The organism is Paralcaligenes ginsengisoli (genome assembly GCF_054781135.1).
Genome location: NZ_BAAGUZ010000038.1, coordinates 1 through 14787 on the forward strand (window position 1 = coordinate 1; position 14787 = coordinate 14787).

16 protein-coding genes are annotated in these 14787 nt (G+C 58.1%); 9 read left to right on the forward strand and 7 right to left on the reverse strand.

Annotation, left to right across the window (positions count from 1 at the left end; genetic code table 11):
- Nucleotides 1-164: 164 nt before the first annotated feature.
- Entirely contained in the window at nucleotides 165-1202 is a 1038-nt protein-coding gene (locus ACYVIS_RS17915) for a quinone-dependent dihydroorotate dehydrogenase (protein WP_232740855.1), read from the reverse strand.
- Nucleotides 1203-1299: 97 nt separating this feature from the next.
- Nucleotides 1300-2274 carry a GlxA family transcriptional regulator gene (locus ACYVIS_RS17920; protein WP_460874638.1) on the reverse strand — a complete coding sequence of 325 codons (975 nt, stop codon included), beginning with the start codon at nucleotides 2272-2274 and terminating at the stop codon, nucleotides 1300-1302.
- Nucleotides 2275-2431: 157 nt separating this feature from the next.
- On the opposite strand from ACYVIS_RS17920, the gene ACYVIS_RS17925 reads away from it, so the two are divergent.
- The gene (locus ACYVIS_RS17925) at nucleotides 2432-3652 is read left to right on the forward strand and encodes an MFS transporter (RefSeq protein WP_232740853.1); all 1221 of its coding nucleotides are present in this window, start codon (nucleotides 2432-2434) and stop codon (nucleotides 3650-3652) included.
- Between the two features lie 65 nt (nucleotides 3653-3717).
- Here the strand turns inward: ACYVIS_RS17925 and ACYVIS_RS17930 are convergent, their stop codons facing one another.
- The 4 genes from ACYVIS_RS17930 to ACYVIS_RS17945 are packed head-to-tail and all read right to left on the reverse strand — an operon-like array spanning nucleotide 3718 to nucleotide 6511.
- Complete coding sequence (locus ACYVIS_RS17930; protein WP_232740852.1) at nucleotides 3718-4446, reverse strand: arginyltransferase; 729 nt, start codon at nucleotides 4444-4446, stop codon at nucleotides 3718-3720.
- A 44-nt stretch (nucleotides 4447-4490) separates the two neighbouring features.
- Nucleotides 4491-5228 (reverse strand): leucyl/phenylalanyl-tRNA--protein transferase, encoded by a 738-nt coding sequence (gene aat, locus ACYVIS_RS17935; protein ID WP_232740851.1) that lies wholly within the window; start codon nucleotides 5226-5228, stop codon nucleotides 4491-4493.
- 14 nt (nucleotides 5229-5242) lie between these two features.
- The gene (locus ACYVIS_RS17940) at nucleotides 5243-5839 is read right to left on the reverse strand and encodes an NUDIX hydrolase (protein ID WP_460874639.1); all 597 of its coding nucleotides are present in this window, start codon (nucleotides 5837-5839) and stop codon (nucleotides 5243-5245) included.
- 9 nt (nucleotides 5840-5848) lie between these two features.
- Complete coding sequence (locus ACYVIS_RS17945) at nucleotides 5849-6511, reverse strand: DUF2946 family protein (protein ID WP_460874640.1); 663 nt, start codon at nucleotides 6509-6511, stop codon at nucleotides 5849-5851.
- Between the two features lie 176 nt (nucleotides 6512-6687).
- Here ACYVIS_RS17945 and ACYVIS_RS17950 point away from each other — a divergent pair, with 176 nt between their 5' ends.
- From ACYVIS_RS17950 to ACYVIS_RS17960, 3 genes are read left to right on the forward strand one after another with little or no spacing between them, the layout of a single operon-like run.
- Complete coding sequence (locus ACYVIS_RS17950) at nucleotides 6688-7632, forward strand: sulfurtransferase (protein WP_232740848.1); 945 nt, start codon at nucleotides 6688-6690, stop codon at nucleotides 7630-7632.
- 48 nt (nucleotides 7633-7680) lie between these two features.
- Complete coding sequence (locus ACYVIS_RS17955) at nucleotides 7681-8763, forward strand: YeeE/YedE thiosulfate transporter family protein (RefSeq protein ID WP_460874641.1); 1083 nt, start codon at nucleotides 7681-7683, stop codon at nucleotides 8761-8763.
- An 8-nt stretch (nucleotides 8764-8771) separates the two neighbouring features.
- Nucleotides 8772-8936: a hypothetical protein gene (locus ACYVIS_RS17960; RefSeq protein WP_232740846.1), complete on the forward strand. Its 165-nt coding sequence runs from the start codon at nucleotides 8772-8774 to the stop codon at nucleotides 8934-8936.
- 11 nt (nucleotides 8937-8947) lie between these two features.
- Here the strand turns inward: ACYVIS_RS17960 and ACYVIS_RS17965 are convergent, their stop codons facing one another.
- Nucleotides 8948-9709: a GntR family transcriptional regulator gene (locus tag ACYVIS_RS17965; RefSeq protein WP_232740845.1), complete on the reverse strand. Its 762-nt coding sequence runs from the start codon at nucleotides 9707-9709 to the stop codon at nucleotides 8948-8950.
- A gap of 223 nt (nucleotides 9710-9932) precedes the next feature.
- On the opposite strand from ACYVIS_RS17965, the gene ACYVIS_RS17970 reads away from it, so the two are divergent.
- The 5 genes from ACYVIS_RS17970 to ACYVIS_RS17990 all read left to right on the forward strand — a co-directional run bounded on the left by ACYVIS_RS17970 (nucleotide 9933) and on the right by ACYVIS_RS17990 (nucleotide 14785).
- Nucleotides 9933-10802, forward strand: coding sequence for a fumarylacetoacetate hydrolase family protein (locus ACYVIS_RS17970; RefSeq protein ID WP_232740844.1), 870 nt, complete (start codon nucleotides 9933-9935; stop codon nucleotides 10800-10802).
- The gene (locus ACYVIS_RS17975) at nucleotides 10799-11794 is read left to right on the forward strand and encodes an ornithine cyclodeaminase family protein (protein ID WP_460874642.1); all 996 of its coding nucleotides are present in this window, start codon (nucleotides 10799-10801) and stop codon (nucleotides 11792-11794) included. Before ACYVIS_RS17970 ends, ACYVIS_RS17975 begins: the two co-directional genes overlap by 4 nt.
- A gap of 102 nt (nucleotides 11795-11896) precedes the next feature.
- Nucleotides 11897-12955, forward strand: coding sequence for a cupin domain-containing protein (locus ACYVIS_RS17980; RefSeq protein ID WP_232740842.1), 1059 nt, complete (start codon nucleotides 11897-11899; stop codon nucleotides 12953-12955).
- 47 nt (nucleotides 12956-13002) lie between these two features.
- Nucleotides 13003-13494 (forward strand): aromatic-ring-hydroxylating dioxygenase subunit beta, encoded by a 492-nt coding sequence (locus ACYVIS_RS17985; protein WP_232740841.1) that lies wholly within the window; start codon nucleotides 13003-13005, stop codon nucleotides 13492-13494.
- A 22-nt stretch (nucleotides 13495-13516) separates the two neighbouring features.
- Complete coding sequence (locus ACYVIS_RS17990; RefSeq protein ID WP_232740840.1) at nucleotides 13517-14785, forward strand: aromatic ring-hydroxylating dioxygenase subunit alpha; 1269 nt, start codon at nucleotides 13517-13519, stop codon at nucleotides 14783-14785.
- Nucleotides 14786-14787 lie beyond the last annotated feature (2 nt).

Below are 14787 nucleotides of genomic sequence, written 5' to 3' on the forward strand. Positions count from 1 at the left end.
CGTGCCGGACTGCACAGCACCGCCCACCCTGCGGCGTCTTTATAGAATTAACCGCCGCCCACACACCAATACACAGCCCAAATTCACACCCCAAGCCTAAAAACGGCTCAAAACAAAGTCACTGAAGCACATTCAGCGCAGTAAACACTGGAACCAACACTGCGCTAAGACAGCGCACGGACGCACTCGCCTATGAGCGCCGGGCCGCGGTAGATCAGACCGGTATAAAGCTGCACCGCATTGGCTCCCGCCGCCATTTTTTCTTGCGCTTCCTTGCCTGAGACAATGCCGCCAACACCGATAATCGCAAACGAGGCGCCAAGCTGCTGTCTGAGTCGGCTTATGACGGCCAGCGACAGGGCGTGCACCGGCGGTCCCGACAGGCCCCCGGTTTCGGCCGCATGCGGCAAGCCTTGCACGGCTTCGCGCGACAGCGTGGTATTGGTGGCGATGACGCCATCGACTTCGTAGCGCGGCAACGTGTCGGCAATGACGTCGATTTGTTCGGTAGTCAGGTCGGGGGCGATTTTCACCACCAGCGGGACTTGCCGGCCGTGCCGGTCGGCAAGGGCCTTGCGTTTTTCCCGTAGGGCCTGCAGCAGTCCGGCCAGTTCGTCCTGGCCCTGCAGGCTGCGCAGGTTCTGGGTATTGGGCGAGGAAATATTGACGGTAATGTAGTCGGCATGGGGGTAGACCCCTTCAAGCCCCAGCAGATAATCGTCCACGGCCCGTTCGATGGGCGTATTGGCGTTCTTGCCTATGTTCAGTCCTAAAATTCCGCCCTGTTTGCGCCATTGGCTTTTTTGCACATTATCGATAAACGTTGCCAGGCCTAGATTGTTGAAGCCCAGGCGGTTGATCAGGGCCTGGGCCCGCGGCAGCCGATACATGCGCGGCTTGGGATTGCCCGGCTGCGCCTTCGGAGTAACGGTTCCGACTTCAACAAAGCCAAAGCCCAGGTTTCCAAGCGCGTCAATGTGAGCACCATTTTTGTCCAGGCCGGCCGCCAGGCCGACCGGGTTGCGCAGAGTCAATCCCATGAGAGAGCGCGGCAGGCGCGGCTGATCGCTCAGCAAGCCACGGGTAAGGCGACAGTCGTAGGCCTTTTGCAAGGATGCCAGCGTAACTTCGTGGGCGGTTTCGGCATCCAGGGAAAACAGGGCCGGGCGAGCCATCGAATACGAATTGAATAGAAATGACATGGCGATGTTAAGCGGTTGTGATGCCGTCTTGGGCAGGGCAGAGGGGACCGCTCATAATATCATCCGCGGGTAACCCAGGCATGGCTTGCCGGCTGATCTATTGTGCTGCGCGCGACCAGCTGTGCGTGGAGTCTGTCCTGCCGGTGCGCCGCAGAGCCTGGGGAGGTTGGCCGAATACGCGAATGAACGCGCGGCGCATTCTTTCCGGATCTGAAAATCCGACGGACCGCGCGATGGCTTCGATAGGTTCCGACCCCGTTTCCACCCGGGCACGCGCCGCATCGGCTCGCAGCCTTTCAATAGCTTTTGCCGGAGATTGCCCGGTTTCGTTCATGAATGCGCGGTCAAACTGCCTGCGGCTGAAACACGCGATTTCCGCCAGGTGATCGATCGAGATGTTCTCGTGCATATGCTCCCGGGCAAAACGCAGTGCACGGGCAATACGCTCTGAATCGGGGCTCAGTTCAAGTAGCGTGGAAAATTGCGATTGGCCGCCGTGCCGCCGATAATAGACGACCAGTTCGCGCGCCACGGCACGCGCATCGTCGGCGCCAAGGTCTTCCTCGATCAGGGCCAGTGCCAGATCAATCCCCGCTGTGATGCCCGCCGACGTCCATATGGGGCCATCCTTGATGAAAATGCGATCGGCGTCGACCCGCACCCGCGGATAATTTCGCTGCAAGTCCGACGCCTTGCGCCAGTGCGTGGTGGCTCGCCTACCGTCGAGCAGGCCGGCGCCGGCCAGAATGAAAGCGCCCGTGCACACGCTGGCCACCCGGCGGGAATTCCCGCCGGCGTGTTGCGCAAAGGCATACAGCGCAGAACAATCGAATGTGCCGAATGTACCGCCACCGCCGCAGATGATCGCCGTATCGAATGCCGCATCATCGATTTTGCGAGTCATGACCTGGACGCCCGAAGAACTCGTCACACACCCTCCGGTTTCGGAAACAACGCTGATGTCGTAAGGGCGTGGGCTCAAGAGCCTGTTCGGCGCATCGAACGCGGCCAATGGCCCCGACAGGTCAAGAAGATTGAAGGATGGAAACACCAGAAAACCGATCGTGCGCATGATGGCTTGGAATAAGGGTTATATGTCGTTAAAGACATATCTTCGCATGGCACACTTCAGTCATCAAGCCATTTGAACGGCAGCCGGCATTCGGCCTGATCCGTGAAAGTGTTCACTCCTCCAAAAACAGGCAGGCCGCCCGAGCGGCAGGAAAACCATGAATGAAAAGGCCGATGGTGCCGTGGGGCGGCGCAATGCCCGCATTTTGGCGATCGCGCAGGCGCTGTATACCGCGGCAGTCTCGATTGACCTGACGCTCACCGGATTAACCGGGTATCAGCTTGCTTCCGATAAATCCCTGGCAACGCTGCCTTTTGCCATGATCACGGTATCGGGCGCCGCGGTGACTCTGGTGGCCTCATTTCTGATGCAGAAGATAGGGCGCCGCAAGGGGTTTGCGCTCGGTTCATCCGTCGGCGCGCTGGGCGGTTTGATTTCGGTGTGGGCAGTGCTGCATGGCAGTTTCGCCCTGTTTTGCGTCGGCACTTCGGCCGTTGGCGTGTTTCAGGCATTTGCCCAATACTACCGTCTGGCCGCCGCCGATTCAGTTTCCTCGGAATACAAGGCCAAAGTCATTTCAACGGTTCTGGCAGGTGGTGTCATTGCCGCAATAGTGGGGCCGCTGGTTGCGGCATGGAGCAAAGACATCCTGCCCGTGCTGTTTGCCGGCTCTTATCTTGCCGTCTTTGTTTTTGCGCTGCTTTCCAGCCTGATTGTTTTTGCGGGCTATCGGGATATCGAGCCGCAAGCGGCACCTTCCGTTCAAAGCGACGAGCCGGTTCGCCCCTTGGGCGTGGTGATGCGTACGCCGATTTTCATGGCGGCCGTTGCAAGCAATGTTATTGGCAGTGCCGTCATGATGCTGGCCATGACGGCGGCACCGCTGGCCGCAGTGGCCAGTCATCATTCCATAGATCAAGGCGCCAATATTATCCAGTGGCATTTAATCGGTATGTACGGCCCGTCGCTTTTTGCCGGCAAGCTGATCAAGCGATTCGGCTTGGCTCGTGTGTTGTATGCCGGCATGCTCTTGAGCGCTGCATGCGGAATCGTGGCGATTTCGTCCACTCATTTGATTGCGTTTTATGTTGCACTGTTGTGTTTGGGCGTAGGCTGGAACTTCATGTTTGTGGGCGGCACTGCCTTATTGGCCGAATCTTATCGGCCTCGAGAACGCGCCAAAGTGCAGGGCATCGCAGAGCTGATTCGTTATGGGGTAACGGCCATTGCCACACTGAGTGCCGGTCCATTGCTGGAATTTTACGGATGGCAAGGATTGAACGTGGTTACCATGCCCTTGCTGGCAACCGCCGCATTGATGACTTTCTGGTGGGCCTGGACCGCAAAGCGCCAGCGCGTGCGATCCGCCGGTGTGTAAGCGGGTTCTCGGTCGGCCGGATTGTGGATGCATGGGAAGCAGGCATGCCGTTCAATCAGCGGTTCTTACAGTTCGGCCGGTTCGGCCCACACTGCGTGCTGCAGGATTTGATAAGGCTTGAACTGCGATTTATACGCCATTTTGCGGCTTTGACCGATCCAGTATCCCAGGTACAGCCAGGGCAGATCCATGCTTTTGCATTGTTCGATCTGCCAGAGCACGCCGTAAGTGCCCAGGCTGCCTGCCGCGTCCGGGTCGAAAAACGTATACACCGAGGACAGGCCGCTTGCGAGAATGTCGATCATTGACACCATCAGCAACTGCCCCGTCGGCGCTCGGAATTCGACCAGCCTGGAATCGACCCGGCTGGTCAGCAGGAATTGCGTGTATTGGGCCTGGCTGTCTTCGTCCATCCCGGCGCCGGGATGACGGCCCGCCTGATAGCGTTGGTACAGGTCGAAATGTTCGGCCTCCCAGTGCAAGGGCAGGATACGGCTTTGCAGATTCCGGTGGCGGTTCCATACCTTGCGCTGCGTACGGTTGGGCTGGAATTGTCGAGTATCGACGCGTATTGAAATACAGGCGCGGCATGCATCGCAATGGGGGCGGTAAGTAAACAGGCCGCTGCGCCGGAAGCCTTGTTCGACCAGGCGAGAATAGGTGGCGCTATCGATCAGATGCGAGGGCGCCGCAACCTGTGAACGGGCTTCGCGGTCCGGCAGATAGCTGCAGGGGTAGGGCGCAGTCGCATAAAACTGCAGGGTTTTAAACGATAGTTCGGTTGGATGGCTCATGACGGGGCTCTGCAGTATGTCGCAAGGCCATTATGCGTTTTTGCCTATCGCGGAGCAAGTTCTCCCGATTGAAGAAGGCGGCCCGGTGTCCAGGGCGGAGACGGTAAGCGCATGGCCTGTTCGAGGTCGAGCAGAAAATCGGCGCGTTTGATCGGCCGGGCGCCCAGGCTGGCCAGATGCCTCGTCTGCTGCTGGCAATCGATGCGTCGTACATTGTTGCGAATCAGGAATCTCACGAGATAAGCCAGGGCCAGTTTGGATGCATCGCTGATCAGGCTGAACATCGATTCTCCGCAAAAGATACCGCCCAGGCTTACCCCGTACAGGCCGCCGACCAGTTGGCCATCCATCCATGTTTCGACGCTGTGGACCTGCCCCGCCTGATGCCAGTCGAAATATGCGGCCTGGATGTCAGGCGAGATCCAGGTGCCGGCTTGTGTCGACCGGGGGGCCGCGCATGCCGCCATGACATCGGCGAAGGCGGTATCCACACGGATCTGAACCGAGGCGTGCGATGTCGTTTCGGCACGGCCCAGCTGACGCAATTTCTTGCGCAGCGAGTGCGACGGGGAAAACTCCGCACAAGGCAGCACCATGCGCGGGTCGAGGCTCCACCAGAGAACCGGGTCGCCTTCGTTGAACCAGGGAAATATTCCCTTTGAATAGGCTTCGGTCAGGCGCGCGATCGACAGATCGCCGCCAACCGCCAGGAGTCCGTCGGGGAGCGCCAGGCTGGGATGGGGCAATGGCGTGGAACTGTCAAGCCAGACCGGAGCTTGCACGATTCGGCCTCGGCCTATTTGTACAGAGGGCTGTCGGGGAGAGGAATATCGTAGTGATGAATGGGAAAGGTTCCTTTTTCCCTGTCGTCCAGATAATGCTTCAGGGTTGTAATGACGGTGCGGAACGACAGCTCATCCCAGGGGATTTCGTGCGTGGCGAAAAACCTGGCCTCGAGGGTTTCCGGGCCGGGATCGAGATTGGGGTTGAGCACCCTGGCCAGATAAAAAAAGTGAACCTGTTCGGCATGAGGGACATCAATGACCGTATAAAGCGGCCCCAGTTCGATCTGGACGCCGGCTTCCTCGTCGGTTTCGCGTACTGCGCCCTGCGCCGTGGTTTCGCCCAGTTCCATAAAGCCGGCGGGTAGAGTCCATTTGTTATAACGGGGTTCGATGGCGCGGCGGCACAGCAGGATTTTGTCTTCCCAGATCGGCAGCACGCCGACGACGTTGCGCGGATTCTGGTAATGCACCGCTCCGCAGTTTTCGCAAACATCGCGCTGACGGTTGTCGTCGGGGGGAGTCATGTATGTGAGGGGGGCGCCGCACTGGCTGCAAAATTTTTGCGTCCGGGGGGCGGGGAAATAAAAAGAAGGTGCGTGCGCTGTCATGCCCAGATTCTACCGAATCTGAGCCGGGGCCGGGTAGCGCTGAAACCCTAATTGCCCGGGGATGTCCTGGGCGGCACAGAAATTCAGGGCGATGGGATATTCGCCGGCAACGCCGCAATCGGCTGAAATGGCGGCGATTTTGGCTTCTGCCGCAGGCAGGGGCCATGGCTGGACGGTGATGGTTTGCGCTCTGTTGCTTTGCTCCAGAATTTCCGCCAGAGGCCGATTGTCGGCGGTGCGCAGGGCATCGAGTACCGTCGACAGGTCGCGTCCCGCCACCAGTCCGGGACCGTATTCGGTTTGCGCATACAGTCGGCCCGAGTCATCCAGCCACCAGGCGCGAATGGCGGCCAGGCTCAGCCCGTTGTGCGTCTGCAGGGCAGGCGGCGCGCCCAGGGTTTGCAAAATATAGGGCGCCGCATCCAGGCGCACAAATACGCGCTGGGGGCCATTCTGGAAAAACCAGCGCCCTTGTTCGTCGCCGGCATAATTGCGCCCGATGAATTGCAGGATCTGGGGGCTGGAAATGGCTTCTCCCGCGTCGGTGGCGTCCTGCAGTGCGTCGCCTCTGGGGTGCAGGCGCCATGCCCCGCGTTCCGACAGCGACAACCAGCCGAAAACGTCGGGCACATCGGGCCAGCGGGCCATTGCGGCGATTACGTTTGTGTCCATGGGTACGCCTGCATTTGCGTTGTTGTATCGGAATCCCATGTTAAACGGGATTTTTATGGTCAAAAGCCCGTTTGCGAACAGGCTGTTTTGCATTAACAAATAATTAGACTGTAGTTCCATGTGGGAATATTATCTGCCATGATAATGGTCGGTTTCCTATTGCTGGGTATTTCCAAATGAAGTTATTCTCATCGATTGCCGTATCTGTAGCGATGTTCAGCGTGGCCACTGTCAGCTTTGCGGCTACCCCGCTGGTCACTCCGCCCGAGCTCAATACATTGCTGGCCGATCCCTCGGTGCGTGTCATCGATATACGCCCGGCCCCAGCCTACAAGGCCAACCATATCCCCGGGGCGTTGTCGGCGCCTTATGCGCAATGGCGCGGCCCCGCATCCAATCCCGGCCAGTTGCCGCCTTTGGCTAAATTGACCTCTCTGGTGCAAGGGCTTGGGCTGAACGCGGACAGCCATGCCGTGGTTGTTTCTTCCGGCGCCGATTCCACCGATTTCGGCGGTTCCGCACGGGTCTATTGGACGTTGAAATATCTGGGATTGACCAACTTGTCGATTCTGAATGGCGGGGTCAAGGCGTGGGCGGGTGCTGCGCTGCCGCAAAATCAGACGGTGGCCAGCGTTGCGGCCAGCACATATACGCCGACGCTGGATCAAAGCCTGATTGCCACCCGCGAACACGTTGCCGCTCAGGTCGACAATCCGAAAACACGCCTGATCGATGCCCGCCCGGCCAATTATTTCCTGGGCGACGTTCGGGCTCCGGCTGCCAAGGTTGCCGGCACTATCCACAATGCGATCAATTTGGAAAACAGCAAATGGTTCAAGCCGGGCACGTCGATTTTTGTGTCTCCCGAAGAGGCTAAAAAGATTGCGGCACGTTCCGAACCCAAGCCGGCAGACGAAACGATCTCGTTTTGCAATACCGGGCATTGGGCCGCTACCGACTGGTTCGCCCTGTCTGAAGTCGTCGGTCAGAAAAATGTGAAGCTCTATCCGGCTTCCCTGGTGGACTGGACCCAGGCGTCGGCGTCTCTGCCCATGGACAATGTCCCTGGTCGCGGTAAGCAGATCATCATGGACCTGAAAGCCTGGCTGGGCAGGTCATAGCGGTTCGTAAAATCAATCCGGGCAAAACTTTTTCAACTGAAAATCTTAATGAAGCGCTTCCCGATAGCGGCCGTCATGGCCGCCTTTTTTGTCAGCCTGGTGTGGTTTGTGTCCATACGCCAGGCCGTTCTTTTTCTGGTCGGTGTGGGCTTGGGAGGTTTTCTGGCCGGCACGCGCTTCGGGTTTACCACCGGTTGGCGGAGATTGATCGAACACCGTGATCCGCGCGGCGTGATGGCGCAATTATTGCTATTGGCCGTAGCCGCCGCGCTATCGATGCCCTTGCTGGCAAAATTTCCAGAGTTGGGCGCGGCGCTTGGTCCACCCAGTTTCAGCCTGCTGATAGGCGCTTTTGTATTCGGCCTGTCGATGCAGATCGCCGACGGCTGCGGTTCCGGCACGCTGTACAAGGCGGGTCTCGGCATTCCATTGAACATGGCCATCCTGCCGCTTTTTGCGGCCGGGAGCTTTTTTGGTTCGGCGCAACTCAATAGCTGGCTCGATCTGGGCAGCCTGAAACCGTTCGGCCTGGTGGCGCAATTCGGCCCGCTGGAAGCGTTTGGTATTACGTGCCTGGGCCTGATCGCTTTTGGCTGGGCGGCCCTGCGATGGTCGGGCAGGTCGGCGTCGTGGTTCGATCGCCGTCTGTGTATCGGCGCCATTGGCCTGGCGGTGCTGGCCGCCTTGAACTTGCTGATTGCCGGCCAGCCCTGGGGCATTGTGTATGGCTTTGGCTTATGGGGCGCCAAAGTGGCCACCGCGCTCGGCGCTTTTAACCCTCTTGCCAACCATTTCTGGAGCGAGCCAGGCAATTTGGAACGCTTGTCGCAATCGGTGTTTCTGGACGTGACCTCGATTACCAATATCGGCATTCTGGCGGGCGCCTTGTTCATCTCGGCCCGCAAATTGCCGACACAAGCCCTGGCGGCGCCCCTCACTGGCGTGCAGTGGACGGTAGGGCTGATCGCCGGCTTCCTCATGGGCTATAGCTCGCGGCTGGCTTTTGGCTGCAATATCGGGGCGATGGTCAGCGGCATTTCCACGGGCAGCGTGCATGGCTGGATCTGGGTGCCGATGGCGTTTGGCGGTACTTTGATCGGCGTACGTGTGCGCCGTTACCTGAAGTTTTAGGGCCGATCGTGAAAAGACCTATTTTTATCGTTCTGTTCTGGGTGCTGCTGCTGGCCTTTTTCAGTTGGGACTGGGCGGTTTCCCGTCCCATCGATTTTCGCACGGAGCCGCCGCTAATTGCCGCCGGCTCCGGCCAGGCTCCCACCGGCGGCCATTGCGCGTCGACATATTGACGGTTTCTTCCTTATGCAACCGTCAGGTTCAGGCCGAGCAGCGGTGTCGTTGAAGGTTCTGCGCTCGACTTTCCCGAACGTACCTGGCGTATTTGTTCGATGAGCTGGCGCTTGTTTTCGCGGCTGCGGTAAGCGTGCTCGCGCATGATGTTTTCCGCACGCGCCGCTTCCCTGCGGGTAATGGCCTGCACCAGATCTTCGTGGTCCGCCTGGGCTCGCAATACAAATGACGTTTCCAGAAAAGTCGGAGTAATGGGCAGGGTTAATGCGGCGGGGCCCGTCAACGGCGTTTTATTGTTGTGCTCGAGCGCCGAGGTCAGGGCCCGGTTGTTGGCTTCCTGAACCAGAAGCTCGTGAAAGCTGCGGTTTATCTGGCCCCAGGCCAGCGCGTCCACGGTTGTGCGGGGGTTCACGATAGCGCTTTCGAGCAGCTTTTTGCCCTGCTCCACGACAGCCTGCATTTGCTCCAGCCAGGTGTGCGATGGGCCCCGTTCCGCGATCAGACGAGCAGCCATGCCTTCCAGGACTCCTCGAACATCGACAGCGTCGGCAATGTCTTCGACCGAAAAAGCCCGTACTCGAAAACCGCGAGAAGGCAGCCTTTCCAGTAGCCCTTCCTTTTCCAGTTCGGCCAGAGCCAGCCGCAGCGGGGTGCGCGATACGCCCAGCCGGGACGAAAACTGCAATTCGATGATGCGTTCTCCGGGCTGAAGCTCGCCGGAAACCATCATGGCCCTGAGTTCAGAGACGACGCGGTCGATTTGTGCGGCCATATTTTCCTTTTGAATGGGGAAATGCAATAAGAGCTTAGTGTAGTTCTTAATTGCATGCATTTTGTTTTCTGGCAACAAGAAAAGCTTGATATTTGGATAAATTGCATGCAATAATTGATTTTATAAGCAACGAGGCCAGATAATGCGGGTCTAATGCATGCAATTTACCCGTGGGCCATTGAATCACAGATGGCTTCGGTTGGCCCATCCGGATGGAGACAAAATGAAATTGGCAAGCTTTCGCGGCGACTCCGGCATAGGGTGGGGGGCGGTCGAAAATGAGGTTGTTGTGCCGCTGGACTCGGTATGGCCCGATATCCGGCAGGGGATCGCCGCCGGATTACCCGCCATTAAGCGGGCGATCGAGTCCACGGCCATGCGTTTGCCCGTGGATGCGCTGCAATGGCTGCCACCTGTGCCCGTACCTGGAAAGATCTTGTGCGTGGGCTTGAATTATGGGCGCCACATACGGGAAACCGGTCGCGAGCTGCCGCGGTATCCGTCCTTGTTCGTGCGCTTTGCCGACTCATTCGTTGGGCATGGAGCTTCCATCATCCGTCCATGGGCGTCGCACAAATTTGATTTTGAAGGCGAGTTGGCGGTAGTCATCGGCAAGGCCGGCCGCCATATCGCACGTGATGATGCCCTGGCTCATGTCGCCGGCTATACCTGCCTGGCCGAGAATTCCGTGCGCGATTTTCAGAAACACAATGCGCAGGTCACGCCGGGAAAGAATTTTGCCGGCAGTGGGTCCATGGGGCCCTGGATGGTGACCTCCGACGAGATTCCCGATCCGTCCGCACTCACGCTTCAAACCCGATTGAACGGCATGGAAGTACAGATGGGCGAGCTGTCGGATCTTATTTTCCCGATTCCGGAACTGATTGCCTATATAAGCACTTTCACACCCTTGTCGCCCGGGGACGTGATTGCCACCGGGACACCCGAGGGAGTGGGCTCGATGCGTGCGCCACCCCTATTCATGAAGCAGGGCGATGTGCTGGAACTGACCATCTCCGGCATTGGGCGCCTGAGCAATCCCGTCGTCGACGAGCCGCAGGCCAATCAACATACAAGCAGGAAGGTTTTATGAGTGAAGGAATCCGGTATCTGACGGAACAGGATGTGGTTTCAACCCTGGATATCCGTCGCGCGATCGATGCGCTCGAGGATATGTTGGCTGCACAAGGCCGTGGCGAGGCCAAAAATCTGCCCAAGACGCTGACCACATGGGGCGAGGGCAACTCCATGCATGCTTTGGGTTCGGTGATGATCAACAAGGGCTATGCCGGATTCAAGACATGGGTGTACTCCAAGTCGGGAGGGGGGTCGATCTTCAGTCTTTTCGATTCGCAGCACGGCACTCTGTTGGGCCTGATCGAGGCGCGGGCGCTCGGCATGCTGCGCACCGCGGCAATTAGCGGCGTGGCTACGCGTTTACTGGCTTCGCGCGATATTCGCACGGCCGCACTCATCGGCACGGGCCCGCAGGCGGTGACTCAATTGGCCGCCCTGGCCGCCGTGCAGGATCTGGATGAGGTCCGTGTTTTCAGTCCTACCGCCGAAAAGCGCAAGGCTTTCGCACAGAATGTCGCCGCGCGCTATCCGTTTCCAGTGCGTGCTTGCGACACGCTTGAGGAAGCCCTGGATGGCGCGGGCATTGTCACGGTCATTACCCGGGCGCAAGAGCCGTTTCTCAATGCCGCCAATTTGAAGGACTGTCGGCACTTGAATGCCGTAGGCGCCATTCTTCCGGCCAAGGCCGAATTTCATCAAGATGTGTTTGAAAGAGCGGACCTGGTGGTCGTCGATGATCTGGAAAATGCCCAGCGCGGCTCGCGTGAATTGCGTGAACATTTTGGAGCAGGTCCTCAAGGCTGGGGCGAGGTCAAGGTTCTGAGCGATCTGTTGGCGGCGAATAAGGATTGCCCGCTGGGAACGCGTTTCTCGATCTTCAAGGGCATGGGCATGGGCCTGTCGGACCTTGCCATGGCTTCGGTGGCTTATGAGCTTGCCTGCCAGCGGGACCTGGGTATCTCGCTGCCCAGGCAAACCCGCGAAAACCTGTTGCTGACGCAGGTGTAAGCGGGTTTTATCGATATGGAATCTTTGATGCGGGTGCATGAAATGGATAATGGAAAATCTTGTTTTGTAGATGTAAGCGGTGTACAAGCCCGACCCCAGAATATGTGGCCATCGATCGTGGTGCCGAAAAAGGCCATCGATCTGGAAATTGAACGCTTGATTGATTTGGCGCGACCCGACAATGGCCGCCGCGCATCATTGATCACTCATCCCGAGGCGACGGCGCCAGGCCTGGGGCTGGCACCGGGTATCGATGTCACGATCAATGTGCTCAAGCCCGGCGAGAAAACATTGAATCTGCGCAAGAACTCGAACATGGTGGAAATTTGCATCAGCGGTTCGGGGCTTGCCAGAGTTGACGGGCGATCGGTTCGAATGCAGAAATGGGATGTATGGAATACCCCGTCCATGCAAGTTCACAGTTACGAGAATGACGGCCGCGAACCTTGGGTACGGCTATCGTATTCGAATGCTCCCCTGCTGGAAAAGCTCGAGGTCCATTATGTAGAAGAGTTTGAAGGAGATATTCCGCCTGCCGACGCGAATACGCGGCGTGCGGAGGTCAACCGCGAAGCAACCGCCCGCGCCCGCGATCTCGCGATACGCGAGCAGATCACCGAAGAAGGGGCCTGGCTTCTGGGCTATGAGTGGCTGATCGATATTGACGTGCTTGAATCGAAATCGCTGCATTGGCCATGGGCCAAAGTTTCGGAGTATTTGCCCAGTGTGGAGGAATTTGCCCGGGGTTATAACGGCCGGCGCCTGTTCGTGCTGTACAACCCGGCCACCGAGCGGCGCATCGGAACGACGCACAGCTTTTTTGCCACCATTTCCTGTTCTCCTCCCAACAATCATCACGTGCCGCATCGACACAGTTCTTCGGCGATCAATTACTACCTCAGGGGTAAGGGATATAGCCAGGTCGGCAAAGAGCGCCTCGAGTGGAGCACAGGAGATTTGATTCTGTCGGCGCCAGGCTGGGCAATGCATTCGCATCATTCAGGAGACGAATCGACCTCGGCACTGACAGTCCAGGATCATCCATTGCAAATCGCGATGGAATCCCTGATCTGGCAAGAGCGCCTGCAAGAGCCGATTATCACTCTGGGCAGCCAAGGTGGCTTTGAAAGCAACCGCGCCCAGTTCGTGACAGCTGCCTGATTGCCTGTACACCGCAATACAGAATTATCGAAGGAATTGAAGCATCCATGAATGCCGCACTTGAACAAACACCACAGGCCTTGCGCGCCGAGCTGCGTGATTTTTATGACGATTACGCCTTATGTCTGGACGACGAAAACCTGGATGGCTGGATCGAGTTCTTCGCCGAGGATTGTCATTATCGTGTCATTTCCCGGGAGAATTTCGATGCGGGACTGCCGCTGGGGCTGATCTATTGCATGAACAAGAATATGCTGCGCGATCGGATCACCGCATTGAAGGAAACCACCGTATACGAGCCCAGAGCCTTGCGCCATTTCATCAGTGGCGTGCGCGTCAATGGCCATGACGGCGACGCGATCATGGCTCAGGCCAACTTTGCAATCATGGAATCGCTTTCCGACCAGGAGCCCAGTCTGAACATGGTCGGCAGGTATCTGGATCGTTTGCGCCGGACGCCGGAAGGCTTGGTGCTGCAACGCCGTGACTGCGTTTACGACAACTACCGCATCCGCAACTCTTTGATCATTCCTGTCTGATGCGCCGCTTAAGGATATTGCCATGAACTGCAAGGACAACGCGCAACTCGAAGCGCCCGCGTCATCACCCATCCATATCCAACGGCGCTGGCCCAAGGAAGGATATACGCGCATTCCCAACTGGGTATATACCGACCCGGCGATCTATCAGAAAGAGATGGATGTGTTCTTTGCCGGGAGAACATGGAATTACGTCGGACTGGAATGCGAGGTGCCTGAAGTCGGCAGCTACAAGCGCAACTGGATAGGCGACAAGCCTGTCGTGATGGTGCGCAACGAAGCCGGCGATATCAATGTGCTGGAAAACCGCTGTGCGCATCGCGGCGCGCAGATCTGCTGGCAGAACACCGGCAAGGTGAAGGACTTCACCTGCCCCTATCACCAATGGAACTACAGTCTGGATGGAAACCTGCAAGGCTTGCCTTTCCGCCGCGGGGCGATGGGCAAGGGCGGGATGCCGCGCGATTTTGATCTGAAGCAGCACAATATACGCAAGCTGCGCAGCGTCAATCGGGGCGGTTCCATTTGGGCCACGTTTTCGGATGAAGCCCTTTCGTTTGACGAGTATTGCGGCGATGAGGTCCTGGCTGAAATCGACCACATGCTGCCGGGGAAAAAGCTGAAACTGCTGGGTTACAGCCGTCAGCTTATTCCCAGCAACTGGAAGATGTACCTGGAGAATCTGAAAGATCCTTATCACGCGACCCTGCTTCATACTTTTTACATCACCTTCGGCCTGTGGCGCGCCGACTCCAAATCGGAATGCATTCCGACAGGCGGTGGTGCGCACAGCGTCATGGTGTCCCACAACGAGGGCAAGAAGGTAACGGAAGCCACCTCGGAGATGACGCGTTTTCGCGGCGACCTGACGCTGCACGATCTGGAAACCGTTACTCCGCGTGCCGAGTTCAATCGTGGGCGCGTAGGCGGCGCCTGGGTCTTTCCGGCAGCTCAGTTCGGCATTCAAGCGAACTCCCTGAAGACGCGCCACGTCATTCCGCGCGGCCCGACGGCCCACGAGCTGGTGTTCACCTATTACGGCTACGAGGACGATGACGAGGAAATGACTCGCCTGCGTCTGAAACACGCCAACTTGCTGGGGCCGGCCGGCTTTGTTTCCATGGACGACAGTGAAATGCTCAAGCAAGTGCAGACCGGCGTGACCGGCTACCCGAACGACCACGGCGTTGTCGAGATGGGCGGCCGCGATACCAAACCGGCGGACTATATGGTCAGCGAAGTCTTGATTCGGGCTTTTTATGAATTCTACCGAAATGCGATGGAGCTATGAGC